The 24071-nt window shown below is 64.1% G+C and carries 22 protein-coding genes; 8 read left to right on the top strand and 14 right to left on the bottom strand.

Annotation, left to right across the window (positions count from 1 at the left end; translation table 11 throughout):
* From Q5H92_RS22560 to Q5H92_RS22550, 3 genes are all read right to left on the bottom strand, one after another.
* Positions 1–482, bottom strand: a 482-nt coding sequence (locus Q5H92_RS22560) for a phage tail-like protein (protein WP_440137027.1), incomplete at its 3' end; no start/stop codon positions are given.
* 39 nt (positions 483–521) lie between these two features.
* Positions 522–1922 carry a DUF7151 family protein gene (locus Q5H92_RS22555; protein WP_305013829.1) on the bottom strand — a complete coding sequence of 467 codons (1401 nt, stop codon included), beginning with the start codon at positions 1920–1922 and terminating at the stop codon, positions 522–524.
* Positions 1923–1964: 42 nt separating this feature from the next.
* Positions 1965–3353, bottom strand: a complete 1389-nt coding sequence (locus Q5H92_RS22550; RefSeq protein WP_305013828.1) for a collagen-like triple helix repeat-containing protein — start codon at positions 3351–3353, stop codon at positions 1965–1967.
* 263 nt (positions 3354–3616) lie between these two features.
* Here Q5H92_RS22550 and Q5H92_RS22545 point away from each other — a divergent pair, with 263 nt between their 5' ends.
* Together Q5H92_RS22545 and Q5H92_RS22540 are read left to right on the top strand one after the other, a co-directional pair.
* Positions 3617–5371: a sensor histidine kinase gene (locus tag Q5H92_RS22545; RefSeq protein WP_305013827.1), complete on the top strand. Its 1755-nt coding sequence runs from the start codon at positions 3617–3619 to the stop codon at positions 5369–5371.
* Positions 5355–6122 (top strand): LytR/AlgR family response regulator transcription factor, encoded by a 768-nt coding sequence (locus Q5H92_RS22540; protein WP_305013826.1) that lies wholly within the window; start codon positions 5355–5357, stop codon positions 6120–6122. Before Q5H92_RS22545 ends, Q5H92_RS22540 begins: the two co-directional genes overlap by 17 nt.
* Positions 6123–6290: 168 nt before the next feature.
* Here the strand turns inward: Q5H92_RS22540 and Q5H92_RS22535 are convergent, their stop codons facing one another.
* Both Q5H92_RS22535 and Q5H92_RS22530 read right to left on the bottom strand, forming a co-directional pair.
* Complete coding sequence (locus Q5H92_RS22535) at positions 6291–7472, bottom strand: S1 family peptidase (protein ID WP_305013825.1); 1182 nt, start codon at positions 7470–7472, stop codon at positions 6291–6293.
* A gap of 80 nt (positions 7473–7552) precedes the next feature.
* Positions 7553–8161: an RNA polymerase sigma factor gene (locus tag Q5H92_RS22530; RefSeq protein WP_305013824.1), complete on the bottom strand. Its 609-nt coding sequence runs from the start codon at positions 8159–8161 to the stop codon at positions 7553–7555.
* A gap of 135 nt (positions 8162–8296) precedes the next feature.
* Here Q5H92_RS22530 and Q5H92_RS22525 point away from each other — a divergent pair, with 135 nt between their 5' ends.
* Complete coding sequence (locus Q5H92_RS22525; RefSeq protein ID WP_305013823.1) at positions 8297–8554, top strand: hypothetical protein; 258 nt, start codon at positions 8297–8299, stop codon at positions 8552–8554.
* A gap of 97 nt (positions 8555–8651) precedes the next feature.
* Here the strand turns inward: Q5H92_RS22525 and Q5H92_RS22520 are convergent, their stop codons facing one another.
* The 4 genes from Q5H92_RS22520 to Q5H92_RS22505 all read right to left on the bottom strand — a co-directional run bounded on the left by Q5H92_RS22520 (position 8652) and on the right by Q5H92_RS22505 (position 12411).
* Entirely contained in the window at positions 8652–9692 is a 1041-nt protein-coding gene (locus tag Q5H92_RS22520) for a 5-methylcytosine restriction system specificity protein McrC (RefSeq protein WP_305013822.1), read from the bottom strand.
* Positions 9693–9765: 73 nt separating this feature from the next.
* The gene (locus tag Q5H92_RS22515) at positions 9766–10032 is read right to left on the bottom strand and encodes a hypothetical protein (RefSeq protein WP_305013821.1); all 267 of its coding nucleotides are present in this window, start codon (positions 10030–10032) and stop codon (positions 9766–9768) included.
* Between the two features lie 30 nt (positions 10033–10062).
* Positions 10063–11367 carry an AAA family ATPase gene (locus tag Q5H92_RS22510; RefSeq protein WP_305013820.1) on the bottom strand — a complete coding sequence of 435 codons (1305 nt, stop codon included), beginning with the start codon at positions 11365–11367 and terminating at the stop codon, positions 10063–10065.
* A gap of 204 nt (positions 11368–11571) precedes the next feature.
* The gene (locus Q5H92_RS22505) at positions 11572–12411 is read right to left on the bottom strand and encodes a hypothetical protein (RefSeq protein WP_305013819.1); all 840 of its coding nucleotides are present in this window, start codon (positions 12409–12411) and stop codon (positions 11572–11574) included.
* Positions 12412–12570: 159 nt separating this feature from the next.
* On the opposite strand from Q5H92_RS22505, the gene Q5H92_RS22500 reads away from it, so the two are divergent.
* The 3 genes from Q5H92_RS22500 to Q5H92_RS22490 all read left to right on the top strand — a co-directional run bounded on the left by Q5H92_RS22500 (position 12571) and on the right by Q5H92_RS22490 (position 17082).
* A complete protein-coding gene (locus Q5H92_RS22500; protein WP_305013818.1) occupies positions 12571–13545 on the top strand; it encodes an isopenicillin N synthase family dioxygenase in 975 nt (324 codons plus the stop codon).
* Positions 13546–13669: 124 nt separating this feature from the next.
* Positions 13670–14983, top strand: coding sequence for a chromate transporter (locus Q5H92_RS22495; protein ID WP_305013817.1), 1314 nt, complete (start codon positions 13670–13672; stop codon positions 14981–14983).
* A gap of 341 nt (positions 14984–15324) precedes the next feature.
* On the top strand, positions 15325–17082 hold the full coding sequence (locus tag Q5H92_RS22490) for a hypothetical protein (RefSeq protein ID WP_305013816.1): 1758 nt from the start codon (positions 15325–15327) through the stop codon (positions 17080–17082).
* 87 nt (positions 17083–17169) lie between these two features.
* Here Q5H92_RS22490 and Q5H92_RS22485 read toward each other — a convergent pair whose 3' ends face one another.
* From Q5H92_RS22485 to Q5H92_RS22465, 5 genes are all read right to left on the bottom strand, one after another.
* Entirely contained in the window at positions 17170–18537 is a 1368-nt protein-coding gene (locus Q5H92_RS22485; protein WP_305013815.1) for a lysophospholipid acyltransferase family protein, read from the bottom strand.
* Positions 18538–18606: 69 nt separating this feature from the next.
* The gene (locus Q5H92_RS22480; RefSeq protein ID WP_305013814.1) at positions 18607–19527 is read right to left on the bottom strand and encodes a helix-turn-helix domain-containing protein; all 921 of its coding nucleotides are present in this window, start codon (positions 19525–19527) and stop codon (positions 18607–18609) included.
* 127 nt (positions 19528–19654) lie between these two features.
* Positions 19655–20533 (bottom strand): alpha/beta hydrolase family protein, encoded by an 879-nt coding sequence (locus Q5H92_RS22475; RefSeq protein ID WP_305013813.1) that lies wholly within the window; start codon positions 20531–20533, stop codon positions 19655–19657.
* A gap of 138 nt (positions 20534–20671) precedes the next feature.
* Complete coding sequence (locus Q5H92_RS22470; protein ID WP_305013812.1) at positions 20672–21667, bottom strand: aldo/keto reductase; 996 nt, start codon at positions 21665–21667, stop codon at positions 20672–20674.
* A gap of 174 nt (positions 21668–21841) precedes the next feature.
* Positions 21842–22366, bottom strand: coding sequence for a DUF6799 domain-containing protein (locus Q5H92_RS22465; protein WP_305013811.1), 525 nt, complete (start codon positions 22364–22366; stop codon positions 21842–21844).
* 420 nt (positions 22367–22786) lie between these two features.
* On the opposite strand from Q5H92_RS22465, the gene Q5H92_RS22460 reads away from it, so the two are divergent.
* Both Q5H92_RS22460 and Q5H92_RS22455 read left to right on the top strand, forming a co-directional pair.
* Positions 22787–23722, top strand: a complete 936-nt coding sequence (locus Q5H92_RS22460) for a J domain-containing protein (protein ID WP_305013810.1) — start codon at positions 22787–22789, stop codon at positions 23720–23722.
* A gap of 15 nt (positions 23723–23737) precedes the next feature.
* Positions 23738–24061, top strand: a complete 324-nt coding sequence (locus Q5H92_RS22455; protein ID WP_305013809.1) for a chaperone modulator CbpM — start codon at positions 23738–23740, stop codon at positions 24059–24061.
* Positions 24062–24071: the final 10 nt, after the last annotated feature.

The following is a 24071-nucleotide window of genomic DNA, read 5'->3' as shown; positions in this document are numbered from 1 at the left end:
CCGTTGCACACGTAGCGGGTGGCGGTGATTTCGCTGGCGTCGAGGCTGCCGTTGCTGTTGGCGTCCTGGCCCGTTTCGATTTTCGTGCCGCCGGTGGCGCAGTTGGCGCCCGCCGCCTCGGCCGTGGTGCGCACCAGCGCATTCAGGCCCGCGCTGCCCGCTGCGCCTGGGCCGCTGCTGCCGAGGGCGGCCCAGGCCGTGCCATCGTAGAAGTAGAAGCCGGGGGCGCTGCCGTCGGTTTGGTACAGCAGCAGGCCGGTGGCGGGGCTGCCGATGGCCGTGCGCTGGGCTAGCGTGAGGCGCGGCAGCAGCAGCCCCTGCGTGGTGCTGCTCACGTCGAGCAGGGCCGAGGCATCGGGGGTAGTCGTGCCCACGCCCACGTTGGGCAGGGTTTGGGCGTGGGCGGCGGTGGCCGCCCCCAGCAGCAGCACCGGCAACACGTGGCGGCGCAAGGTGGCCGTGGAGAAAGAAAGCAGTTTCATGGGAGAAAACGATACGTCGTGCATAAAAAACCCAGGCCCTTAATTCAATTTCACTACCAGCACGTTGCTGGCCGCTGTAGTGCTCAGGGTTGGGGTAGTGGTGGCCGAGTTGGCCCCGATGCCCTGAATGCGGAAGGTGTCGCCCACATTCAGGTACACGGTTTTGCTGACTTCGCCCCGCGCCTTGATGCCCGCTGGCGGCGAGGTGCCAATCACCGGGTAGATGCCGTAGTAGTAATTGCCCGTGGTGCTGCCGTAGGCCGTGCTGTTCACCTGCACCAGCAGGTTGGGCGACACCGTGTTGGTGGGGGTGCTATTGTCGGGGGCCAGCGCGGCGGCCTGAATGAGATAGAGGCCCGCGCCGCCCGCGCCCACGGTGTAAGTAGTACCATCCCAGGTGCCCAGCGTGGGCGTGGTCAGCACGTTGTTGAAGGCAATGGTAGTGGCCGTGGCAGATACCGCGGTGGGCAGGTTTTCGCCCGTGCCGCCCACCTTATCGGCCCGCAGCTGCACCGAGGGGCCGCTGCTGCCACTGCCTCCACTGCTGGCGGTGCTCCACTGAGTGTCGTAGTTGGTGGCGCTGGCTTTGCTGAGGCGCTGGCCCGCCGTGCCGCCCGCAGCTACGCTGGGGCCGGGGTCGCCCTTGCTTCCGGCGGCGCCGGCGGTGCCGGCGGTGCCGGGGTCGCCTTTGTCGCCCTTGGCGCCGGTGGTGCCCGCCGTGCCCGCCGTGCCGGCCGTGCCCTTGTCACCCTTGGCGCCGGGGGCGCCGGCCGCGCCGTTGCATACGTAGCTCGTGGCGGTTACTTCGCTGGCATTGAGGGTGCCGTCGCCGTTCAGGTCGCGGCCGCTTTCTACTTTGGTGCCGCCGGTGGCGCAATTGGCGCCGGCCGCTTCGGCCGTGGTGCGCACCAGCGCGTTCTGGCCCGCGGTGCCCGCCGCGCCGGCGCTACCGGCGCTGCCGGGGGCGCCGGCCGCGCCGTTGCACACGTAGCGGGTGGCGGTGATTTCGCTGGCGTCGAGGCTGCCGTTGCTGTTGGCGTCCTGGCCCGTTTCGATTTTGGTGCCGCCGGTGGCGCAGTTGGCGCCCGCCGCCTCGGCCGTGGTGCGCACCAGCGCATTCAGGCCGGCGGTGCCCGTCGTGCCGGGGCTGCTGAGGGCGGCCCAGGCGGTGCCGTTGTAGAAGTAGAAGCCGGGGGTGCTGCCATCGAGCTGGTACACGAGCAGGCCGGTGGCGGGGCTGGCAATGGCCGTGCGCTGGGCGGCCGTCATGCGCGAGGTGAGGGCCCCCTGGCTGCTGCTGCTCACGTCGAGCACGGCCGAGGGGTGCGGGGTGGTGGTGCCCAGGCCCACGTTGTTTTGGGCGTGGGCGGCGGTGGCGGCCAGCAGTAGCGCGGGCAGCAGCCAGCGGCGCAGGGCGGAGGAGGCAAAAACGGGTTTCATCGAAAAAAGCATAGCGTCGTCGTGCGTGGAAAAACCGGCCCCCTAGTTCAGCTTCGTTACCGTGAGGTAGCTGGCGGCGGTGGTGGTGATGGGGTTGGGCTGGTAAAGCTGGCTGTTGCTGACCCCCCGAATTTTGAACGTGTCGCCCGCATTCAGAAACACCACCTTGCAGAGCTCGCCCCGAATGCGGGTGCCCGTGGGCGTGTTCTGGTTGTTGCTGTTGATGAAGGCGCTGTAGTACACGTCGCCCGCCGTGCTGCCGTAGGCCGCGCCGTTCACTTCCACCAGCAGGTTGATGCCGAGGGAACGGCTGGCCACATCGGCGGTCAGCAGCGCGGCCTGGACGAGGTAGGCCCCGGCCCCGCCGGTGCCCACGGTGTAGGTGCTGCCGTCCCAGCTGCCCAGGGTGGGGGCGGCCAGCACGTTGTTGAAGGCGATGGTGGTGGGCGTGGTGGCGTTGAGCAGGGCCACGGTTTCGCCGGTGCCGCCCACTTTGTCGGCCCGCAGCTGCACCGAGCTGCTGGCCGACACAAGGGTTGTCCACTGGGTGTTGTAGTCGGTGGCATCTACTTTGGCGAGCACCTGGCCGGCGGTGCCGCCGGCGGGCAGACCGGGAGCGGGGTCGCCGGTCGGGCCTTTGCCGCCCGTCGTGCCGGCCGTGCCGGGGTCGCCGGGGTCGCCCTTCGGGCCCTTGCTGCCGGGGGTGCCGGGGGTGCCGGGGTCGCCGGGGTCGCCGGTAGCTCCTTTGCTGCCGGCCGCGCCGTTGCACACGTAGCGGGTGCTGGCGATTTCGGCGGCGTCGAGGGTGCCGTTGCCGTTGGCATCCTGGCCCGCGTCAATGCGGGTGCCGCCGGTGGCGCAGTTGGCGCCGGCGGCTTCGGCGGTGGTGCGCACCAAGGCGTTGCGGCCAGCAGTGCCCGCCGCGCCGGCCGTGCCAGCGCTGCCGTTGGTGCCGCTGGCGCCGGCCGCGCCGTTGCACACGTAGCGGGTGACGGTGATTTCGGCAGCGTCGAGGGTGCCGTTGGCGTTGGTGTCGCGGCCCGATTCGATGCGGGTGCCGCCGGTGGTGCAGTTGGCGCCGGCGGCTTCGGCGGTGGTGCGCACCAGGGCATTCAGGCCCGCACTGCCCGTGCTGCCCGCGGTGCCGGTGCCGCCCACGGGCGCCCAGACGCTGCCGTTGTAGGCGTAGAAGCCCGGGGTGCTGCCATCGAGCTGGTACACGAGCAGGCCGGTGGCGGGGCTGGCAATGAGGCCGCGCTGGGCGGCGCTCATGCGGGGCACCAGTAGGCCCTGGGTGGTGCTGCTCACGTCGAGCACGGCCGAGGCATCGGGGGTGGTGGTGCCCACGCCAAAGTTGCCCTGGGCCCGTGCGGCCGTGGTGCCGAGGCCCAGCAGCGCGAAGGCCAGCAGCGGGAGGAAACGTTTTTTCATCTTATGCGATAAAATTGGAAGTAGCGGATGGCGGAAAAAGAAACTGCCCGGCGGGCGGCCGGGCAGGTGCGGGGTGGGTGGAAAGTGCAAAGCAGGGCCTTTGGGCCGCGTTTGTCAAGGTATTTGAGCGCGAAGCCTGGGTTTTTGAGGTCGGGGCAAAAGGGGCGTCAGCGGCCCCGCTGGCTTTGAGCACGAAGCCCGGTTTTTTGAGGTTGGGCGGCGCGGCCGCGAGCCGGGCGGGCGCTACTTTTGCGCTTTGTTTGATGCGTCAAATCAATGCCATGCGCCCGCTAAGTGCTGCTGTTCGCTCCCGGGGGCGGCTGGTCCGCCAGCTGCTTGGGGCGCTGTGGCTGCTGGTCAGCGGGCCCGCGCCGGCTGCACCCGGCCCGCCGCCAGCCGCCCTGGCCGCCCGCTTCCGGCAGCTGCTGCACCGCGGCGATTCAGTCTACGCCGAGAAGAAGGGCTACCAGAGCTTCGCCCGCGCCCAGCGCTACTACGACAGCGCCCGCGTGCTGGCCGACCGCTCCGGCGACACGCTGCTGCTGGCCGAGGCCGTGTTTGCCAAAGCCCGCGTGTACGACGCCTGGAACCGGCAGCCCCGCCAGACGGTGGCCGCCTTTCAGGAGGCCGCGGCGCTGTTTCGGCGGCGGCCGGCGGCGTGGCGGCGCTATTTCTACGCCCGCTACCTGGTGGCCCACGCCTACGACAAAATCCCCGACAGCCTGCGCACCGTGCGCGAGCTGCGGGCCCTGCGCACCGAGCTGCTGGCCCGCCCCGAATCGGTGCGGCGCCAGGTGCCCACCACCGTCGAGATGGCCCTCACCGCCACCGAAGTGCGCAACTACCCGCTGGCCGACAGCCTGCTGCGCCAGCTGGTGCATCGCCCCGCCGTGCGCAACGACCCCGAAACGTATAATTACCTCGACCACTACTTCCTGGCCCAGGCCCGGCTCGACGTGTACTACCGCCGCCCGGCGCGCCCAGCCTACCTCGACTCGCTGCGCCAGGGCTACGCTCGCGTCGGCAACGCCTTCGACCGCATCTACTACGGCCTGAACCTGGCCGACCTCTACGCTGCCGCCGGGCAGTACGCGCCCGCCTACCGCTACCTGAGCCTGAGCCGGCAGCTCGGCGACAGCCTCAACAACGGCGGCGACCTGGCCCAGCTGCGCCAGACGCTGGTGGAGTCGGAGGAGCGCGCCGCCCGCCGCCAGCACCAGGCCGAGGCCGCCCGCCAGGGCCTGCGCACCCGCGCCCTGTGGGGCCTGAGCGTGTGCCTGGCCGTCATCACGCTGCTGAGCTTCTACCTGTATGACCAGCAGCGGCGCTCGCGCCAGCAGGCCCAGGCCCTGGCCCGCGCCAACGCCGAGCTAGCCGACTCGAACACCCGACTCGACGCGCAAGCCGAGGAGGTGGCAGTGCTGAACAAGGAAATCCAGCACCGCGTCAAAAACAACTTGCACATGGTGTACAGCCTGCTGCACATGCAGGAGCGCCGCACCGACAACGAGGAGGTCATCGGGCACCTGCAGGCCGCCCGCCTGCGCGTGGAGAGCATCGCCGCTCTGCACAACCAGCTCCTCGCCAACCCCGACACCGGCCCCGACCTGGCCGTGTACCTCAAGGGACTCATCTCGTCGGTGGTGGGCTGCCTGGCCAACGACCGGCAGGTGGTGACGCACCTGCAAACCATGTCGCTCAAGCTGGTCCCCGCCCAGTACCTGCCCCTCTCGCTCATCCTCAACGAGTGGGTGACGAACTCCATCAAGTACGCCGCCCCGCGCGAGCCGGTGCTCGAAATCATCGTGTCGTTGCGCCACGAGCCCGGCCGCACCTGCCTCACCTACGCCGACAACGGCCTGCCGCCCGCCTCCGGCACCCCGCCGCCCGTGGCCGGCCTGGGCACCCAGCTCATTGCCCTGCTCACGCGTCAGCTCGGCGCCACCCTGCACACCCCGCCCGGCCAGCCCTACTTTTACGAGCTGTGCTTTTCTACCTCCCATGGAACCCTCGCCTAACCTCCTCCGGGTACTCGTCGTGGAAGACGAAGCCCTGATTGCCGAAAACCTGCGCCTGACCCTGGAAGACCTGGGCTACCAGATACCCGCCACCTGCTACACCCTGGCCGAAGCCCGCGCCGCCCTGGCCGATGCCGCCCTGCGGCCCGACCTGGTGCTGCTCGACATCAACCTCGGCAGCGCCGACCCCGCGCACTCCGGCCTGGCCCTGGCCCGCGAGCTGGGCGACGCCGGCGGCCCGCCGTTCGTCTTCCTCACCGCGTATTCCGACTTGGCCACTATTCGGCAGGCCACGCAGCTGCGGCCCAGCGGCTACCTCATCAAGCCGGTGGGCGGGCCGGCGCTGTTCGCGGCCATTCAGGCGGCGCTGGAGCACGCCAGCTACCGGCAGGCCATGCCGGAAGCCGCTCCTCTGGCCCCCGCCCCCGATTTTTTCTTCGTGAAGCTGGGCGAGCGCACCCACAAGCTCTACTGGCGCGAAGTGCAACGCCTCGAAGCCAGCAAAAACTACGTGACCCTGCATCTGGCCGACCAGCGCGTGAGCTACCCCCTGCGCGGCTCCCTCACCTACGTGCTCGAGCAGCTCGTGCCCGAAGCCCTGCGCCCGCAGTTCCTGCGCATCAACCGCCGCGAAGCCATCAACGCCGCCCTTATCACTGCCTATGACCATGAGCATGTGTACTGCGGTTCTGACCGCTACGAAAACGGCCGCACCGCCCTCAAGCAGCTCCAGGAACTGCTGCTGCCGTGAGGATGGTACGGCGCTATCAGACCGAGTACCCCGAAGCTTCTGCTTCGGCCCGCGTTTGAATCGTTCAACGAGCCGAAGCAGGAGCTTCGGGGTGCTCGCCCAAAAATAAAAACGCCCCGTTCCACCAGGAACAGGGCGCTTCTCAGCAACGGCAGCAGCAAGCCGCCATTAGTCTTTCTCGTACACCTTTACTACAAACACGTAATCCTGCAGCTTTTTGAGCTGCTGTGGGCGGCCCGAGCCGGCCAGCTGGCCATAGCGGGGCAAGTGGTAAGGCGCGGTGGCCTTGGCCGTGGCGGCCAACGAATCGACCAGTCGCACCAGATACGACGACTTCGTGGCGAAAGCGGCGCTCTGCGCGTCGTTCTGACGGCCGCTCACCACCCCAATCAGGTTACCGCGCTCATCGAGCAGCGGGCCGCCCGAGTTGCCCGGGTTTACCGGAATGCTCACTTGGTAGAAGGCCGTATCACCTTCGAAGCCCGAACGCGCGCTCAGCGAGCCTTCGCCGTACACGACGTCCTCCCGGGGGTAGCCCAGCGTAAATACCCGCTCGCCCAAATCAGCCTGGCCAGATTTGATAGCGTAAGGCAGGCGGCCGAAGCCGGTGAATTTCCGGTCCGTAATGCGCAGAATGGCCAGGTCGTGCTTGATGTCGGAATACACCGGCTCAGCGTGGTAGCGCTGATGGTTTTTGCCTTCAATCAGCAACGAGTCAGCACCTTGTATAACGTGGTAGCTAGTCACCAGATAGCCTTCCGAAGTCAAAGCGAAGCCCGTGCCACTGAACTTGCTAACCGGCGCTAACGGTGGCGCAACGCCGCCATCGATACGCTTGATAGTCTTGTCCAATACCTTCTGATTATGCTTGAGGTTATTTATCTCTAAGCGCAATGCCTGATAACCCGAACGCGTGGGCAAATGCGAGTTGCGCCAAATATCCAGGCCCAGCAGCGTGGCAAACACGGCCATCACGGCCACCGAGGCGGCCACGCCCACCGTGGCGCGGTGCCCGCTCCAGAATTCGCGCAGCTTGCGCTCGGTGCGCGAAATGCGCAGCATCGGGTTCACGGTGTGGGTGAGGCCAGTGGCAGGTTTTTCGGCCACAACGGCTTCGGCCGGGGCCTCGGCGGCCAGCATGGCGGCGTGGAGGCCGCGTAGCTGCTGCCGCGTTTGCTGGCGCCGGCCGTAGGCGCGCAGGGTGCCGGTCAGTTCGGTGAAGTCGGCGTAGCGGAGGGCAAAGTCCGGGTCGGCCGACAGGCGCGCTTCGAGGCTGGTGCGGGCGGGCCCGGCCAGCTCGCCGTGCGAGTAAGCTTCAAATAAGGCGTAGTAGTCTGCTTCAGTCATCATGGGTAAAAGCCGCGGGGTGGGAACCGGCAGCGGTAAGCGTATTGGAAATTCTGCGGGCCGTTTGCCCGCAGCTAACGATATCAGATAGGCTCTTCCTTATAATGGGCAAAAAATAATTTTTTGAGGCGCACGAGGCACTTATATTTCTGATTCTTAGCGTTATCGGCGTTGGTGTAGCCAAATTCGCTGGTTAAGTCCTGCATCGACTTGTCGAGTAGGTAAAAGCCTTCCAAAAGCGAACGACAGGGCTCCCCCAGGTGGTTCAGGGCCTCGCTCATGGTGGCGAAACGGCGGTCCTGTTCCTCGGCGGCCAGCACATCTTCCTCGGCCCCCGTGTTGAGGTAGGGGCCGTGCTCCTCGTCGTCGAGCAGGCGCACGCCGAAGCGGCTTTTGCTCGTGAGGCGCTTCAGCCACAGGCGGCGGCACACGGCGTAGAGGTAGGTTTTAATCTGGCAGCTCAGCTCCAAGGAGCCGTCGCGTACTTTTTCATAAAACACCATCACGCCTTCCTGGTACACGTCCTGGGCATCGTCTTCGGAGCCGCTGTTTTGCAGCACGAAGTGCGACACCATGGGCCAGTGCAGCCGGTAGAGGTGGGCCAGCGCCCGCTCATCGCCGGAGCGAATGGCGGCAATCAGCGCGTCGTCGGTAGGAGTCAAAGAAGAGGAAGTTGGATTGCCCCTGCTCATTCACTTTGGGAATTAATACGAAAGCGGGCGGTAAGTAACCCGGCGAAAAAATATTTTTCTAACCCGGGTTACCTTTTCGGTAGGGCGGGATAAAGGGCGTTTTTAAGTTAACCCACTTTCAAAATTACCCTCAAAATGAACAACCTGTTCAAAGTTGCTGCTCTGGGCCTGGCCCTCACCGCTGGTCTGACCTCGTGCGAGTCGAAGAAGACCGAAGAAACCACCGTTGAGACTCCTGCTGCTAGCACCGAGACGACCACCACCACTACCACCGACACCACCGCCATGGCTGCTCCCGCTGCTGACGCTACGGCTCCTGCCGCTGCTCCCGCTGCTGATGCTACGGCTCCTGCCGCTACCACCACCACCACGACTGAAGAAGTTAAGAAGTAATTGGCCGCTGGCCTTCGGTCAGCATCTGATTCCTTTGCTTATAGAAACAGCCCGGACGCAAGTTCGGGCTGTTTTTTTGTGCCCAATATCTGCACTTTTATTCAACCAACGCCAGCAAATCGGCGGCAATACCGGCCCAGGGCTGGTGCAGGTTGAGGGTGACCACCCGCACCGGGTGGCCGCCCAGCGTGTAGCGCACGTCCATGGCCTGCGCGGCGGCCGGGTAGAGGAGAATGCCCTCCAGGGCCTGGCCAGGAGCGGGGCGCTGGTTCTGGAGGTAGGCGTAGAGCTGGTAAAGGTGCGGCGCGATGAGGCGCTGCCGGTCGTAGCGCGGGCGCAGGGCGGCGGCGTAGTACTTGGTGTCGAGGATGATTTTGCGGTCGGGCGCGTCGAGGGTGGTGTCGGTGAGCATGGTGGGCAGCAGGGCCAGGTCGTCGGGCTGCGGAGCTTCGGCCTGCCAGGCGATGGTTTCGGCATACACGCGGTAGCGGCGCTGCTCGCGGCGGAAAAAGTTGCGCGTAAACTGCTCGAACAATCGCGCCATCAGCACCTCGTCGCGCCGGAAATCGGCGAAGCGGCTCCGGCCGTTGGCAGCCGGCTCGGGCAGCGCCGTGAGCCACACCAACTCGCAGATGTGCAGCAAAAACGCCTCTTGGCTACTCGGCCGCTGCCGCCGCAACTCACGAAAGGTGGCGGCGGTGGGCGGGGCCGGCGGCGTATCAACTTGCGCATCGGGCAGGCGCCGCCGCACGTGCCCCAACTCGCGCCGCAAAGCCAGGGGCAGGTCCGTGGCGCGCGCCAGCACGGTCAGCGTCTGGGCCAGCAGGCGGTGTAGCGGCGAATCAGTGTCTAGCTCATCGAACGAGCACACGGCGCGGCCCTGCGCCAGCAAGCCGCGCCCAAGGCTGGGGGCCAGTTCCACCCTTCCGCGCAGGCTGGTGAGCTCAGCCGTTCGGAGCTCGAAAGTGCGCGGCAGACCGGCGCGGAGCAGGCGGCGCGTGGCGTGCAGCAGCACCTGCGCCAGCAGCCCCAACGGCCGATGAAACGGCGTGGCTTCGCTGGCTTGCAGCACGGCCGGCTCGGGCAGCCGGTTCCAGGCGTAGCAGAGGAAGTAGTAGAGGGTGGGTAGCGGTATCACGAGTGCAAAATCATGCTATGCTGTCAAATAACACCTCTGCTTGCCATGCCAGCCATTTGCCATACAGGTTTTTTCAAGATGTCATGCCCCAAAGCAGAATCAATGGTAGAACAAGAAATACTACAAGCAGTACTTCGGTGAAATACCGATGCTGCTCATTCGCAGGAAATCGGCGGTACAGAATCCACGTATACACATCGTAAATACCCAAGAAGAATAAGGTAAGCAGGACAAACAACCCAATATCATCGCTGCTTTCATCGAAGAAGATGACTTTCGCCAGCCACGCGCCAACTGCCAGATTGAACAGAATGATGCACCCTTTGCGAAAGTTGAGCATGAGGGTTTGTGGCTTCTTCAAAAACTAAAGCTATTTGTATGCCAGCAGCTTGCGCAGCTGCGTGGCGGCCGTGGCCGGCTGCTCCCGCCAATAATCGGCGAGCAGCGGCCCGATTTCCTGCTCGAAAATCAGTTGCAGCCACGCCTCCGCTTGCGCCGGCTCGGTGGGCGGCTGGCAGAAGTAGCTGTGGCCGACTTCAAAATCCGGCCCCAACTCGGGGTCATCAGTAATGACCTGGTTGAGCGCGGCCATGCGGGTGCATAGCTGCTCAATAATTGCTGGCGGCACCTGCCGCGCCGCCAGATACTGCCGCAGCGGCGCGCCAAACTGCGGCGCCAGCACCACGAAGGCAAACCGGCGGCGCAAGGCATAATCGAGCGGGCTGAGCGACCGGTCGGCCAGGTTGAGGGTGCCGATGACGTAGAGGTTGTCGGGCACGAAAAATCGGGGCGCGTCCGGCGGGGCGTAAGGCAGGCGCAGGGCGTGGGTCGGGCCGCGCTTGTCGGCTTCGAGCAAAAGCAGCAGCTCGCCAAAAATGCGCGGCACGTTGCCGCGGTTCACTTCGTCAATCAGCAGAAAATAGGGCCGGCCGGGGTCGGCGGCGGCGCGCTGGCAGAGCAGCGGCAGCACGCCGGGCACAAGGTGGAACTGACCTTTCGCATCGGGCCGGAAGCCCAGCATAAAATCTTCGTAGCCATAGCTGGGGTGGAACTGCACCAGTTCCACGCGGCGCTCGTCCTGGGCGCCGAGCAGCAGCCAGGCCAGGCGCCGGGCCAGAAACGTTTTGCCGGTGCCGGGCGGGCCTTGCAGCAGCAGGTTGCGGCGGCGCTGCAGGCCGGCCAGGGCCGCATCCAGCGCCGCTTCCTCGATGAATAACTCCGCCAGCGCATCAGTGCGGGTATAAGTAGCGGGCGCGTAGGGCAGGGCTGGCTCGGCGGCAGCACTGGCCAACTGGGCATCCGGGGTTTCCTTGGGCAGGCCGGTGTAAAGGTCCTCGGCTTGCTGGTGGGCCACTTCTTCGCCGTCGGGGCCCGAGCCGGAAGTGAGCACCGGCCGCCGGGTGCTGATGGTGAAGTCGAGGCTTTCGAGCAGGGCGTTGGTGGGGGCGCCGGCGGGGCGGGGCCAGTGGGCGGCGGGGTTGCCGGTGGCCAGGCGGTAGGCCAGCTCGGCCACGGCGCGGGGCGGGTAGCGCCGGCCCCGGTACACCAACTCGTACACGGTACCGGGCGGCAGCGGGCGGCCTTCGCGGGCTATCTGGCGCAGGGCGCGCAGCACCTGCTCGCGGGTGAGCAGCGAGACCAGTGTGCGGGCAGAATTGAGCGAATCAGACGGCATGGCGAGGAAAGTGGATGAAATCCGGCAAACGGTTTTCCCTGAAAACAGAATGTATAAAAGAAGAACGTCATGCTGAGCGAAGCCGAAGCATCTCTACCGCAATAGTAAATCCTTTCGATTGGATTACTGTCGCAGTAGAGATGCTTCGGCTTCGCTCAGCATGACGTTCTTATGACAACGTTCTCGCTGAAAAGGCAACCCGCTTTACGGGGCTACCGTGAACTTGCGCGTCACCGAATTGTAGGGGCCGGGGATGAGGGTGCCGCTGCTGTCCACGAGTTCCAGCTTCACGGTGTTTTCGCCGGCGGGCAGGCCTTCCATCATGTAGGGCATCCAGCGGTCGAGCATGAATTCGGTGCCGTTGATGGTGGCCCGTACGCGGTTGCCACCGGCTTCGAGCGTGGTGTTCACCAGGTAAAAGTCCAGCATGATGCGCTTGGCATCGGCGCCGGAGTAGGTGTCTTTCGGGCGGCTGTAGAACAGGTTCGGGCCGTTCACGTTGATGACGGGCGTGGCGGGCTTTTCGCCGTTGCCTACGTTGATGATGCGCAAGTCGTAGGCGCCGCGGTGCTTGAGGCTCTCGTGGTAGGAGCGCGACAGGAACGAGAGCACCACGTGCTGGCCATCGGGAATGGCTTTGGTGAAGGTGGTTTCGTAGTGGGCGGTGTAGGGCTCGTTGTCCACGATGTTGTGGATGTGCTGGCCCTTCATCGAGTTCGCCATTTCGCCCATGTGCGGGCCGCCGCTCATTTTAGTGAGCTGGAAGTTGCTGATTTGGTAGTTGAACGTCACCTCACCGCTGGGCACGGTGGAGTTGGCGATGGGCTGCCGCAGCTGCATCTGAGCTTCCGGGAACTTGGGCGAGTCGCCGAAGGGCGTCAGGCGAATGCCGTTGGACTCCATGCTTTCTCCGGTGGTGCTGCGGGTGGTCGTGCCGGGCTTGCCAGCGGAAGCGCTAACGTCGGTGGCCGGTTTGCTCGTTTCGCAACCAGCAAGGGCGGCCAGCGTCAAGGTGCTGCACAGCAGCCAATGAGAAGTTTTCATGGTATAAAGAAGGCTCAAAAAAAGTTTGGCAGTAATTTTAGGGTAGACCCGTAGCCGCATCCGCTTACGCAGGGTGTCCGGTTCGGGGTTTTTCTTAACTTGCGGCCTTGCCTTCCGACTTCCGGGGGCTTGCCGCCCCAAAGTAAACCTAATTTTCCCATGCAAGACCAACTTCTTGACCAAATTCCCTCGCTCGACCTCGCCGATTTCCGTTCCGGCGACCCCGAGCGCAAGGCCCGCTTCGTGCAGCAGCTCGGCGAGGCCTACCAGAACATCGGCTTTGTGGCCCTGAAAAACCACGGCCTCAACGACGAGCAGACCAAACAATTGTATGCCGATGTGCAGGCCTTCTTCCAGCTGCCCGACGCCGCCAAGCAGCGCTACGAAAACCCCGAGCTGGCCGGCCAGCGCGGCTACATCAGCAAAGGCAAGGAGCACGCCAAGGGCCGCAACACTGGCGACCTCAAGGAATTCTACCACGTGGGCCAGGAAGTAGAAACCGAAGACCCCATCAAAAAAGAGTACCCGGCCAACATCTGGCCCGAAGAAGTGCCTTCGTTTAAGGAAAGCACCTTCCGCGCCTACCGCACGCTGGAAAGCGCCGGCCAGGACGTGTTGCGCGCCATTGCGCTCTACCTGCACCTGCCCGAAAACTACTTCGACGACAAGGTGAAGCACGGCAACAGCATCCTGCGCCCCATTCACTACTTCCCCATCGAAGACCCGGACGCGGTGCCGGCCGACGCCGTGCGCGCCGCCGAACACGGCGACATCAACTTGATTACCTTACTGATGGGCGCCAGCGCCGACGGCCTACAGGTGAAGCGCCGCGACGACAAGTGGATTCCCATTACGGCCCTGCCCGACCAGATTGTGGTGAACGTGGGCGACATGCTCCAGCGCCTCACCAACGGCGTGCTGAAATCCACCATTCACCGCGTGGTGAACCCGGCGCGCGAGAAAATGAATACCTCGCGCTACAGCATCCCGTTCTTTATGCACCCGCGCTCGGAAATGAGCCTGGCCGCCCTGGAGCACTGCGTGACGCCCGACAACCCCAAGAAGGAGGCCGACATCACGGCCGGCGAGTTCCTGAACGAGCGCCTGATTGAGCTGGGCTTGAAGAAGAAGTAAGGCATTACCAGACCATTAATTTGGAACGTCATGCTGAGCGAAGTCGAAGCATCTCTACTGCAATAGTAATTAATTGCATTGCGCGGTAAAGATGCTTCGCTGCGCTCTGCATGACGTTCTTTTTATGGCCGTTCCAACGCCACCAAATTCTGCCCCGCCGCCCGCTGCTGCCCCCGTGTCGCTCACGCCGCCCCCGCGGCGCTCGGGCCAGCGGACGCGGCGGGTGCGGGGCATTATTTTTTTGAAAGACGTGGCCGTGCTCGCCTGCACGGCCTTTGGCGGGCCGCAGGCGCACCTGGCCATGTTTTTTCGGCTGCTGGTGGAGAAGCGCCGCTACATTTCGGCCGCCGAGCTGCTGGAACTGCAGGCGCTGTGTGCTCTGCTGCCGGGCCCGACGTCGACGCAGACCATCACCGTCATCGGGTTCCGGCTGGGCGGGCCCAATCTGGCCTACCTCACGCTGCTGGTGTGGGCCGCGCCGGCCGTGGTGCTGATGACGCTGGCGGCCCTTACCCTGAGCTACCTCGACCCGGCCCGGGTGGCAGCGCTGGTGCAGTTTGTGCAGCCGGTGGCGGTGGGGTTTGTGGCGTTCTCGGCGTACAAGATTTCGGAGAAGGTCATTCACACCAAAACCTCGGTGGGGCTGATGGTGGCGGCGGCTATGCTGGCCTACTTTTTCCAGCTGCCCTGGATGCTGCCGCTGCTGCTGCTGGCCGGCGGCGCCGTGACGACGGTGCGCTACCGCAAGCATGCCATCGAGCAGGAGAAAAAGCCGTTGCGCGTGGAGTGGGCCAACTTTTTCCTGTGGTCGGGCACGCTGGTGGGGGCGGCCGTGCTGGGGCACTACACGCGCCTGCTGCCGGTGCGGCTGTTCGAAAATTTCTTCCGCAACGGCTCATTGGTGTTTGGCGGCGGGCAGGTGCTGGCGCCGCTGCTCTACGCCGAGTTCGTGGAGTTTAAACACTACCTCACGGGGCCGGAGTTTTTGTCGGGGCTGGGGCTGGTGCAGGCCATGCCAGGGCCCAATTTTTCGGTGGCGGCCTACATCGGGGCGCTGGCCATGCGGCCGGCGGGGGGCGGCGTGGGCATGCAAGTACTGGGCGCGCTGGTGGGCGTGACGGGCATTTTCCTGCCGGGCACCTTCCTTATCTTCTTCGTCATCCGCTTCTGGGACCGGCTGCGGCAGTACCGCGTGGTGAAGGCCTCGCTGGAGGGCATCAACGCCGTGAGCGCGGGGCTGGTGTGCGCGGCCACGTTCCTGCTCTACCACCCGCTGCCCTACCGCCTGCTGGACCTGCCCTTCCACCTGGGCCCCATCGACACGCTGCCGCTGAACCCGCTGCTGGTGGGCACCACCTTCCTGCTGCTGCTCTGGGACAAGGTGCCGAGTGTGGCCATCATTGCGGTGGCGCTGTTGGCAGGAGCGGTGTTGGGGTAGGCATTGCGAGCGTGGCGAAGCAAGCGAAGTGCAGCTAATCTGTCTTGTTTCCAGCGTCTGGCTTAACAGTTTGACAAAGCCCCGGCCTTGCGTAGTGCCTGGGCTTTATCATTTCCAGAAAATTCTCGTCCGGCTCCCCTCTCCTGAGGAGAAGGGTTGGGGGTGCGCTTTCTCGGGGCCGGGGCTTTCTGGTAGGAGAAAGTGTCTGGCACGCCAACTCTCCGTGTCAGCACGGACGGAAATATGCCCGCTGGCACGGATTGACGAGGGCAAGAGGGACGGGTTCCTTTGTCAGGGCTAAAACGTTGGCCGCGCCATCCATCCTTTTTCTGTTCGTTCTGATGAAAAACCGTGCCCTTGGGTGCTGGCTGCCGGCTGCTGCCGTGGCCGTCGCCTTGCTCCCTGCCCCGTTGCTGGCCCAGAAGCTGGCCCTTGAAAAAACCCACGACGTGTCGGGCAAGGCCAAGCGCGGCTTTCTCGACGACGTGAAAATTGACGAGCCGGCCAATAAGGTGGACCTGACTTTCTGCACCAAGGCCACCAACCGCAAGGTGAAGTTTGAAACCTATCACTTCGATAAGCAATTCAACTTCAAGGGCATGGACGAAAGCGAGGAGCCTATGGAAAAGGTGAAGCGCTACAAGGGCGACCTGTACGACGTGCTGGGCGTGACCGTAGAGCCCAATATGATGGGCACGCTGGTGCTGCGCCGCAAGCAGGTGCACTACAAGTGGGACTGGGTGTGGGGCGGCTACAACAAGAAGGTGGAAATCCTGGAAAAGGTGAAGCCCCGCGGCGACAACGGCGCCTACTACCAGTACCTCACCCACGCCGACTACGACCAGACGGGCACCGTGGTGGTCCTTACTTCGGTAAAGGACAAAATCGGCAAGGGCATGGACCCGATGAAGATGTACAAGGAATTCCACGTCCTCAAATTCAACAAGGACCTGGATTTGGTGGCCGATACGCCGCTGAATTTTGACAAGCCCATGAGCGTGGTGGAAGCCAAAAAGCTGGACCCGCAGGGCGACCGCGACGAGGACGCCGACGACAGCGCCGACCCCGAATACGACCTGGGCTTCGTGTTTGCGCCCTCGCCTGTGGCCGGCAAGAAGAACGCCGACGCGCCCACCAACTACGCCTTCGTGCGCGTGGGCGCCGATACCAAGGAGCGCGGCCGGGTGGCCCTGGCCTCGCCCAACGGCGCGTGGCTGGTGAACGGCATGGCCCAAAGCGCCGACGGTACCGTCTCCCTCTTCGGCCCGGCCAACGACAAAGCCGACGAATACTTCGCCAAGTACATTCCCTCGCAAATCGCCAACGGCGGCACCCGCGAGCCCGAAGAGGAAGCCTTCAAGGCCAAAAACTTCCAACTGGCCCAGATTAAGGACGGCGCGGTGCGCTTCATCAGCAGCACGCCGATTGAGGAGTTTGAGAAGAAGCTGCAAACGCCGCCTTCGCAAAAGCGCACGCCCGAGTACACGGGCAAGCGCTTCAAGGTGACGGGCGGCACGATTCTGCCCAACGGCGACCTGCTCATTCAGGGCCAGGCCTTCAAATTTGAGCGCAAGGGCCTGGGACTGGGGGCGCAAAAAACGGCCTCCAGCGGCGGCGGGCTGGCCGGGGGGCTGATGAGCCTGGCTGGGAAAGGCGGTACCAGTATGAGCAGCAGCGAAAACCTGAAAGACTACCGCGACGTGATGATGTTTCACTTCGACAACAAGGGCCAGCTGCGCGCCCAGTACGGCGTGCGCCGCCAGGAAAACAACAAGTTCAGCGAGCAGAACCCCAACGAGCAGCACACCTATCTCGGCCAGGACGGCCGCAGCGTGTACTGGATGATAGGCGAAATCACGGGCGTGCGCGAAATGGGCGGCATGGAATCGGGTACGGCCAAGGTGCTCTACTACCCGGCGGTGGCCAAAATCGACCTGGCTTCGGCCAAGCTCAGCAACTTCACCAAGTTCGGCAACGAGCAGTATTTCCTCAACAACTCGATGCCGCAGCTGCCCATGGGCGGCAAAAATAGCATCGTGTATTTCGGTGAGAATAAGAGCGGCAAAACCATGTGGTTCGGCCAGATGCCGTTGGAATAAGGGGGCAGAGAGCCAGCAAAAAAGCACGTCATGCTGAGTGGAGTCGAAGCATGACGTGCTTTTTTCAGTGTTACCCTTCTATTGCACCTACGCCTTTGCCCGGCCCGCCAGGTACTCCTTCCGGGCCTCTTCCAGCTGCCGTACCAGGCCCGCGCGGCGCTGCAATAGTTCCTCGCCCAAAGTGGGCGTGGCGCGGAAGAAACGCAGCACCCGCAGCCGCTCGAGGCGGGCGCTCAGGTTGTTCCAGTAGCCCAGGGCGTAGAAGCCGGTGAGGGGCAGGCTGAGCACGTAGAGGACCGTGAGGCGCCAGTCGTGCGTGAGGTAGTGCTGCACGGCGGCGGCCTGCAGCGCGTAGGCCAGCGGGAACGTAATCATGCCCACCACCAGCATAATGGGCGCCACAAACTCCGCCTCTTTGGTGGCCCGTTTGGCTACGACCGAGGGCAGAATATAGGGCAGGTAGTTGTTCAGCACCCCGTAAAGCCACACCGGCGCGCCAAAAAACAGGTTGAGCAGGCCCGCGAAGGTGCCGCGCCGCTGGCCCTCCAGCGCTTCGTCGGTGATGCGGAAGCGGCGCAGGTCGGCGAGGTAGGTCTGGAACTGCAGGCGCATGGCCACCAGCCGGGTGGGGGCGTGCTGCTCGAACCAGGCCAGGGCCTGCAGCAGCGTTTGGCTGAGCTGGAAGTTGTCGTAGAGCGTGTTGGGGTCGTCGTCGGGGTTGAGGTGGTTGCCGAAGGTGCGCTCCACCTGCTGCACGAAGGCGTCCTCGGCCGCGTCGCGGGTGATGACCAGGCGCCGCTCCAGCGCCTCCCGAATGGCGTCAGTGAGCTGGTCGGCGGCGGCTTCGGGGTCCTGGGCGTAGGCGGCGGCGTAGTCGGCCACCCGAATGGGCGGGGCCACGTTCAGCAGCACGTCGGAGCGGAAGCGGCTGGGGTCAAAGTAGTTGATGGCCAACGGCACCACCTTCAAACCCAGCTTGAAGTCGTGCCGGGCCTCGGCGCCCAGCGCAATGCGGGCGGCGCCGGTTTTGAGGGGGCGCAGGCGGCGCTCGCTCACGCTGGTGCCTTCGGGAAAAATCATGATGGTGCCGCCTTGGTCCAGGTAATCGTAGCAGCGGCCGAAGCTGGCTTCGTTTTGGGCGGCTACCTGCTCGGGGGTGGCGCGGGCGCCGTCCACTTCGGCGTCGTGCCGCCGGTAGATGGGAATGGAGTTGCCCGACTGCATGATGGCCCGCACGATGGGGTTGACGAAAAACGTGCTTTTGGCCAGAAACGCCACCGGCTGCCGCGTCTGAATGGCCGTCAGCAGCGGGTCCATGAGGGTGTTGGGGTGGTTGCCTGCGAAGAGCAGGGGGCCGGGCTGGTTCAGGCGCTCGCGGTGCCGGGTTTCGATGCGGCGGAAAAACACCCGCAGCGCCACCTGCACCAGCGGTTTCATCACAGTATAGAAAAGCATGAGCGGGAATACGTAAGGCGGGCGAAGGTAGCCGTAAGCTCCGCAATCCGGCCCGCTCTGGCCGCCCGCTTATTGCGCCGAAAACCGGAAGGCCGCCGGCGTGAGCCCCGTTTTGCTCTTGAAGAGTCGCGTAAAATACTGCGGATACTCGAACCCCAGCCGAAATGCTGCCTCGTTCACGGTGAGCGAAGTGCTGAGCAGCAGGTGCTTGGCCTGCTCGATGAGGGCATGGTGCAGGTGCTGCTGGGTGGTTTGACCGGTGAGGGTGCGCAGCAGGTCGCTGAGGTAGGCCGGCGACACGCTCAAGGCATCGGCGAAGTGCTGCACGGTGGGCAGCGGCTGCTCGCCTTCGTGGGCGAAGTAACTGGTCAGCAGGGTTTCGAAGCGGCTGAGCAGGTCGTGCGCGGGTGTGCGCCGCGTCAGGAACTGGCGGTGGTAGAAGCGGTTGGCGTAGCTCAGCAGCACCTCCAGCTGGGAAATGAGCACATCTTGGCTGAAGGCGTCGATGGGCTGCTCGTACTCGGCCTTGATGTTGCGCAGCAGGCCATCGAGCACCGCTTCTTCTTTGGCCGAAAGGTGCAGCGCCTCGTGCACATCGTAAGAGAAGAAGCTGTAGCTCAGAATCTTCTTGGCCAGCGGGTACTTCGTGAGCAGGTCGGGGTGGAACACCAGCATCCAGCCGCTGATTTCCGACAAGTCCAGCGTCTCGTCAATGGCAAACACCTGCCCCGGCGCCTGAAAGCCCAGCACGCCCTCGCCAAAATCGTAGGACTGCCGACCGTAGTAAATATTGCCCTTCAGACCCTTTTTCAGCCAGATGCTGTAGAGCTGCGGCACCACCGGCGTGAGGCCCGTGGGCCGGGCCTGCCCGCGCGTCTCGCTCAGGTCGATGATGGTGAGCAGCGGGTGCGCCGGCGCCGGCCGCCCGCAAAAGCGCGTGTAGTCCGTGACGGTATGCAGCACCTGGAAATCTTTGCTGGGCTGTTTCATGAGTGGTGGTAGTGTCGTTTTGTTCGCTAATTGTCATCCTGAGCGCAGCGAAGGACCTTATCATGGTGAAACGACTTTTTCTTGCGTGATAAGGTCCTTCGCTGCGCTCAGGATGACAGTATGGTACTCAGCCAGCCCCCAGTTCCCGCGTCAGAAACGCCAGAATCTCCGCCTTCATCTCCTCCTGAAACCGCGCCCGGTCAAACCCCGGCGGGTCTTGCGACGGCGGAAACGCCGGGCTCACCCGCGCCGCCGGAAACGGGCTCAAAAAGGAAAAATGCCCGGCGTTGGGCACCACGCGGTGCATGATTTGGCGGCGGTCGGGCACACCGTTCAGCACAATCTGGCCGTGCCAGGCGGTGGCGTGCTCGTCCTGCGCGCCCTCCATCAGCAGGATGGGCACCCGCACGTGGTGCAACGCGCCTTCGTTCAGATACCAGGGTGTGGCCGGCGCCAGCAGCACCAGGGCTTTCACCCGCGCATCGGCCGGCACCGGAATGGGCCGCTGCTGCCAGTCGGGCGAGTCGCGCGGGGTGGCGGTGGGTTGCCCGCCCGCCAGTGCCAGCGCCGTGTAGCCGCCCAGCGAATGGCCAATGAGCCCCACCGTGTCCGGCTTCAGCGAGGCTGGAAAATGCTCAAACAAGGCATCAATGGCCAGTTGCAGATGCCGGGGCCGGGCCATCAGGTTTTGGGTGGTGTGGGCCCAGGCGTCGTCGTCGCGGTTGTTGTGCGGGTGCTCCGGCAGGCCCACCACAAAACCTTGCCGCGCCAGGTAGTGGGCCAGATTCCGGTGAACCAGCCCCGAACTGCCCGTGCCGTGCGAGATGAGCACCAGCGGAAACACGCCCGGGCCGATGAGCGCATTACGCGCCACGTCCAGCGTATAGAGGCCCACGCTTTCGGCCTGGCTGGGTAGGGGCGTAGGGTACAGCACTCTCAGGGGAAACGTGAGGTTCCGCTCACTGTCCGTCACTTGCAGCTCGCGGTAGCCAACAAAATAGTCCATACGCTTTCAGGAAAATAGGCCGGCAAGTTCGCCATTCCATTGCGTAGTGATAGTGTAAGGAAAATTCAAGCACGTCATGCTGAGCGCAGTTGAAGCGTGACGTGCTTGAATGTTATGTCCCTTGCACCTGAAACCCTTTTAAAACCCGTCCGGGTAAGCCGCGCCTGCTTGGCTGCCAACCGGCATAATGGCTTCCAACTCCGCCAGTTCATTCGGAGTCAGCACGAGGCTGGCCGCCGCTACGTTGGCTTCCAGGTACTTGCGGCGCTTGGTGCCCGGAATAGCTACCACGCCCTGCGCCAGCACCCAGGCCAGGGCCAGCTGCGCGGCCGTCACGCCTTTGGCCTGTGCCAGCGTCTGCAGCTTCTCCACCAGCGCCAGGTTTTTATAGAAGTTCTCGCCCTGGTAGCGCGGGAACCAGCGCCGCGAGTCGTTGGCCTCGAAGTCGTCTGGCGTCTTGATATCGCCCGACAAAAAGCCCCGGCCCAGCGGCGAATAGCCCACGAAACCGATGCCCATCTCACGGGTGGCTTGCAACACGCCGTTTTCCTCCACGCCCCGGTCAAACAACGAATACTCGGTTTGCAAGGCCGTGATGGGGTGCACCGCGTGCCCCCGGCGCAGCTCTTCGGCCGTCACTTCGCTTAGACCCAGGAAGCGCACTTTGCCTTCCTCCACCAGCCGGCTCATGGCGCCCACCGTGTCTTCCAGTGGCGTTTTCGGGTCGATGCGGTGCAGGTAATAGAGGTCGACGTAATCGGTGCCCAGATTGCGCAATGAGCGTTCGATACACTTGCGCACGTACTCGGGCCGGCCATTGTACTGGCCCGTCCAGGTTTCGGCATCGTCTACTTCAAAACCGAATTTCGTGGCCAGAATCACCTCCTGGCGGCGGCCCGCAATGGCTCGGCCCACCAGCCGCTCGTTCAGCATGGGGCCATACAGGTCGGCCGTGTCGAGCAGGTTCACGCCCAGCTCTAAGGCGCGGTGGATGGTAGCCACGCTTTCGGCCTCGTCGGCCTCGCCGTACACGCTCATGCCGTTCACGCCGGCCGTCATGCCCATGCAGCCCAGGCCCTCGGCCGGCACTTCCAGGCCTTGGCTGCCCAGGGCTACTCGTTTGATATCGCTCATCTTGTTAGGGTTGGATGTGAGTGTTTTTTGATAACACAAAGCTCCGGCCCGGGGTGGGGACCGGAGCTACACAAAACCCCGCTTCTGCAACACAAACCGCCGCTGGTTTCAAAAGCAAACGCGCCGCCCCGCCCGAAAGCGAAGCGGCGCGCGGCCAGCAGTGGGAGCCGGTGCTTATTTCTTGCGGCGGGCGGCCCGCTCGGCTACTTTCTCCAGGTTTTTGGCGCGCTGCTCGGCCAGCTTGGCCCGGGCTTTTTCCTTTTTCTCGGCGGCTTCCTGCATTTTCTCGCGCTTGCCGGGATGTAAGGCATCGAAGGACTTGATTTTGGCCAGGCTGTCGGCCACCGCAATTTCGCGGCGGGAGGTGACGCGCCCACTCAGCGACACATGGTCGCCCTCGTTGATTTGGGTGGTGGTGCCATTGGTGGCCGTCACCAGCCCGCCGGCGCTGATGGTGGTGCCGTTAATCAGCTTTTTGTCGGCCGTGAGCGGGTTCGAGATGCCCAGTTCTGTGAGAATGACGCGGCCTTTTTCCATGGTCAGGCCGTCTTTGCGGCCTTCGCCGTTGGCGGCCAGTTTGGCTCGTGCCGGCACGGCGCCCCCAGGGCGGCGGGGTGGCAGTTTAGTTTGGGCCTGGGCCGCAGCGCCCGTGAGCAACAACAGCACGAGAATGTGGCAGATGAGCGTCGGGTATTTCATGGTAAAGTTAAAAATAGAATAAGTTAAGCATTGGGTGAATCGTTAATAGAACGCAAGTTACACCTTTTTTTACATTCAACTTCATCTTCTCTTAATGTACGAGTGCAAATTAGAAAAATGTTTCAGTTGTCCGGTTTGTACCGATTTCTGGCTGAAAAAGTTTGGTCAAAAAGGCCATATTCAATTTTGATGCCTGTTTGTTGCTGCTGGTCTGTACGCCTTGCTGCTGGTCTGTACGCCCCTATTGGTGTTAGTGGATTGGTTCTGCCGCACCTATGCGGACAGCGGGCCGGGCCGTTGTCGGGGGCGGCTTGTGGCGATAATAAGCGGGCGTATTTCTGCAACCGCAAACGCCGTATGTACGAATAGCAGATAACTTGCTGCCCGGCCGCACCACGGCCTCTTCAACTCCTTCCCGCGATGGATTACAAAGACTATTACAAGACGCTGGGCCTCGAAAAGACGGCCACCGCCGAGCAAATCAAGAAGGCCTACCGCAAGCTCGCCCGCCAGCATCACCCCGATGTGAACCCCAACGACAAAGGCGCGGAGCAAAAATTCAAGGAAATCAACGAGGCCAACGAAGTCCTCAGCGACCCCGAAAAGCGCAAGAAGTACGACCAGTTCGGGGCCGACTGGCAGCGCTACCAGCAGCAGCCCGGCGGCGGGGCCGGCCGCGGCGGCCAGCCCGGCGGCGGCTTCGATTGGAGCCAGTACACTCAGGGCCAGGGCGGCGGCTTTGGGGGCGGTTTCGGCGGCGAAGGCGAGGATTTCTCCGACTTCTTCGGCTCGTTGTTTGGCAACATGGGCGGCGGCGGGGGCCGGAGCAGCCGCCCCGGCGCCGGTCAGGACTACTCGGCCGAGCTGGAGCTGAGCCTGGAGGAAGCCTACCACGGCGGCCCGCGCACCATTACGGTGAACGGCAAAAACCTGCGCATCACCATTCAGCCCGGCGTGGCCGACGGCCAGACCATCCGGCTGCGCGACCAGGGCGGCCCCGGCCGCAACGGCGGACCCAACGGCTCGCTGCTCATCACCTTTCGCATCCGGCCCGATGCCCGCTACGCCCGCACCGGCGACGACCTCACCCAGGACGTGCCCGTGAGCATCTACAAAGCCCTGCTCGGCGGCGAGCAAACCGTGGATACGCTCAGCGGCCCCGTCAAAATCAAGCTCAAGCCCGAAACCCAGAACGGAACCCGCCTGCGCCTGCGCGGCAAAGGCTTCCCCGTGTACCGCAAGGACGGCCAGTTCGGCGACCTGTACCTGCGCCTGAACCTGACGCTCCCGCAGCACCTCACCGAGCCCGAAAAAGAACTGATTCAGCAACTGGCCGCCTTTCGTCCCGAAGCCTAACCTTGTTTCGTTGCCATGGAAACGCACTTCATCACCCTCACTTTTCAGGAATGCTCGGCCCGCTACGGCTTGGCACCCACAGCCTTGCACGAGTTTCTGCAAGCCGGCCTGCTGCGCCTGGCCCCCGCGCCCGAAACCGTTATCGTCGATGAGCCCGACGACCTGCCGCGCCTCGCCCGCTTGCACCACGAGCTGGGCCTGGCCCCCGAAGCCCTCGACGTGATTCTGGCCATGCGCCAGCGCCTGGTGCGCCTGCAGACGCTGCTGGCCCGCGAAACGGCCCGCGCCCGCCAGCTGGAGGCGTTTTTATTGGGTGTTGGGCCTACCTTGGATTTATAAGCAACTGTCT

It is taken from the genome of Hymenobacter mellowenesis (assembly GCF_030581005.1).
Taxonomy (GTDB): domain Bacteria; phylum Bacteroidota; class Bacteroidia; order Cytophagales; family Hymenobacteraceae; genus Hymenobacter; species Hymenobacter mellowenesis.
The sequence above is the reverse complement of the archived record's forward strand: the minus strand, read 5'-3'. Positions and strand labels throughout refer to the sequence as shown.

What these genes read in the sequence shown, in the direction of transcription:
- Q5H92_RS22555 (WP_305013829.1), bottom strand. Translation starts at nt 1,922, where the DNA reads ATGAAACCCGTTTTTGCCTCCTCCGCCCTGCGCCGCTGGCTGCTGCCC.
- Q5H92_RS22550 (WP_305013828.1), bottom strand. Translation starts at nt 3,353, where the DNA reads ATGAAAAAACGTTTCCTCCCGCTGCTGGCCTTCGCGCTGCTGGGCCTC.
- Q5H92_RS22545 (WP_305013827.1), top strand. Translation starts at nt 3,617, where the DNA reads ATGCGTCAAATCAATGCCATGCGCCCGCTAAGTGCTGCTGTTCGCTCC.
- Q5H92_RS22540 (WP_305013826.1), top strand. Translation starts at nt 5,355, where the DNA reads ATGGAACCCTCGCCTAACCTCCTCCGGGTACTCGTCGTGGAAGACGAA.
- Q5H92_RS22535 (WP_305013825.1), bottom strand. Translation starts at nt 7,472, where the DNA reads ATGATGACTGAAGCAGACTACTACGCCTTATTTGAAGCTTACTCGCAC.
- Q5H92_RS22530 (WP_305013824.1), bottom strand. Translation starts at nt 8,161, where the DNA reads ATGAGCAGGGGCAATCCAACTTCCTCTTCTTTGACTCCTACCGACGAC.
- Q5H92_RS22525 (WP_305013823.1), top strand. Translation starts at nt 8,297, where the DNA reads ATGAACAACCTGTTCAAAGTTGCTGCTCTGGGCCTGGCCCTCACCGCT.
- Q5H92_RS22515 (WP_305013821.1), bottom strand. Translation starts at nt 10,032, where the DNA reads ATGCTCAACTTTCGCAAAGGGTGCATCATTCTGTTCAATCTGGCAGTT.
- Q5H92_RS22510 (WP_305013820.1), bottom strand. Translation starts at nt 11,367, where the DNA reads ATGCCGTCTGATTCGCTCAATTCTGCCCGCACACTGGTCTCGCTGCTC.
- Q5H92_RS22505 (WP_305013819.1), bottom strand. Translation starts at nt 12,411, where the DNA reads ATGAAAACTTCTCATTGGCTGCTGTGCAGCACCTTGACGCTGGCCGCC.
- Q5H92_RS22500 (WP_305013818.1), top strand. Translation starts at nt 12,571, where the DNA reads ATGCAAGACCAACTTCTTGACCAAATTCCCTCGCTCGACCTCGCCGAT.
- Q5H92_RS22495 (WP_305013817.1), top strand. Translation starts at nt 13,670, where the DNA reads ATGGCCGTTCCAACGCCACCAAATTCTGCCCCGCCGCCCGCTGCTGCC.
- Q5H92_RS22490 (WP_305013816.1), top strand. Translation starts at nt 15,325, where the DNA reads ATGAAAAACCGTGCCCTTGGGTGCTGGCTGCCGGCTGCTGCCGTGGCC.
- Q5H92_RS22485 (WP_305013815.1), bottom strand. Translation starts at nt 18,537, where the DNA reads ATGCTTTTCTATACTGTGATGAAACCGCTGGTGCAGGTGGCGCTGCGG.
- Q5H92_RS22480 (WP_305013814.1), bottom strand. Translation starts at nt 19,527, where the DNA reads ATGAAACAGCCCAGCAAAGATTTCCAGGTGCTGCATACCGTCACGGAC.
- Q5H92_RS22475 (WP_305013813.1), bottom strand. Translation starts at nt 20,533, where the DNA reads ATGGACTATTTTGTTGGCTACCGCGAGCTGCAAGTGACGGACAGTGAG.
- Q5H92_RS22470 (WP_305013812.1), bottom strand. Translation starts at nt 21,667, where the DNA reads ATGAGCGATATCAAACGAGTAGCCCTGGGCAGCCAAGGCCTGGAAGTG.
- Q5H92_RS22465 (WP_305013811.1), bottom strand. Translation starts at nt 22,366, where the DNA reads ATGAAATACCCGACGCTCATCTGCCACATTCTCGTGCTGTTGTTGCTC.
- Q5H92_RS22460 (WP_305013810.1), top strand. Translation starts at nt 22,787, where the DNA reads ATGGATTACAAAGACTATTACAAGACGCTGGGCCTCGAAAAGACGGCC.
- Q5H92_RS22455 (WP_305013809.1), top strand. Translation starts at nt 23,738, where the DNA reads ATGGAAACGCACTTCATCACCCTCACTTTTCAGGAATGCTCGGCCCGC.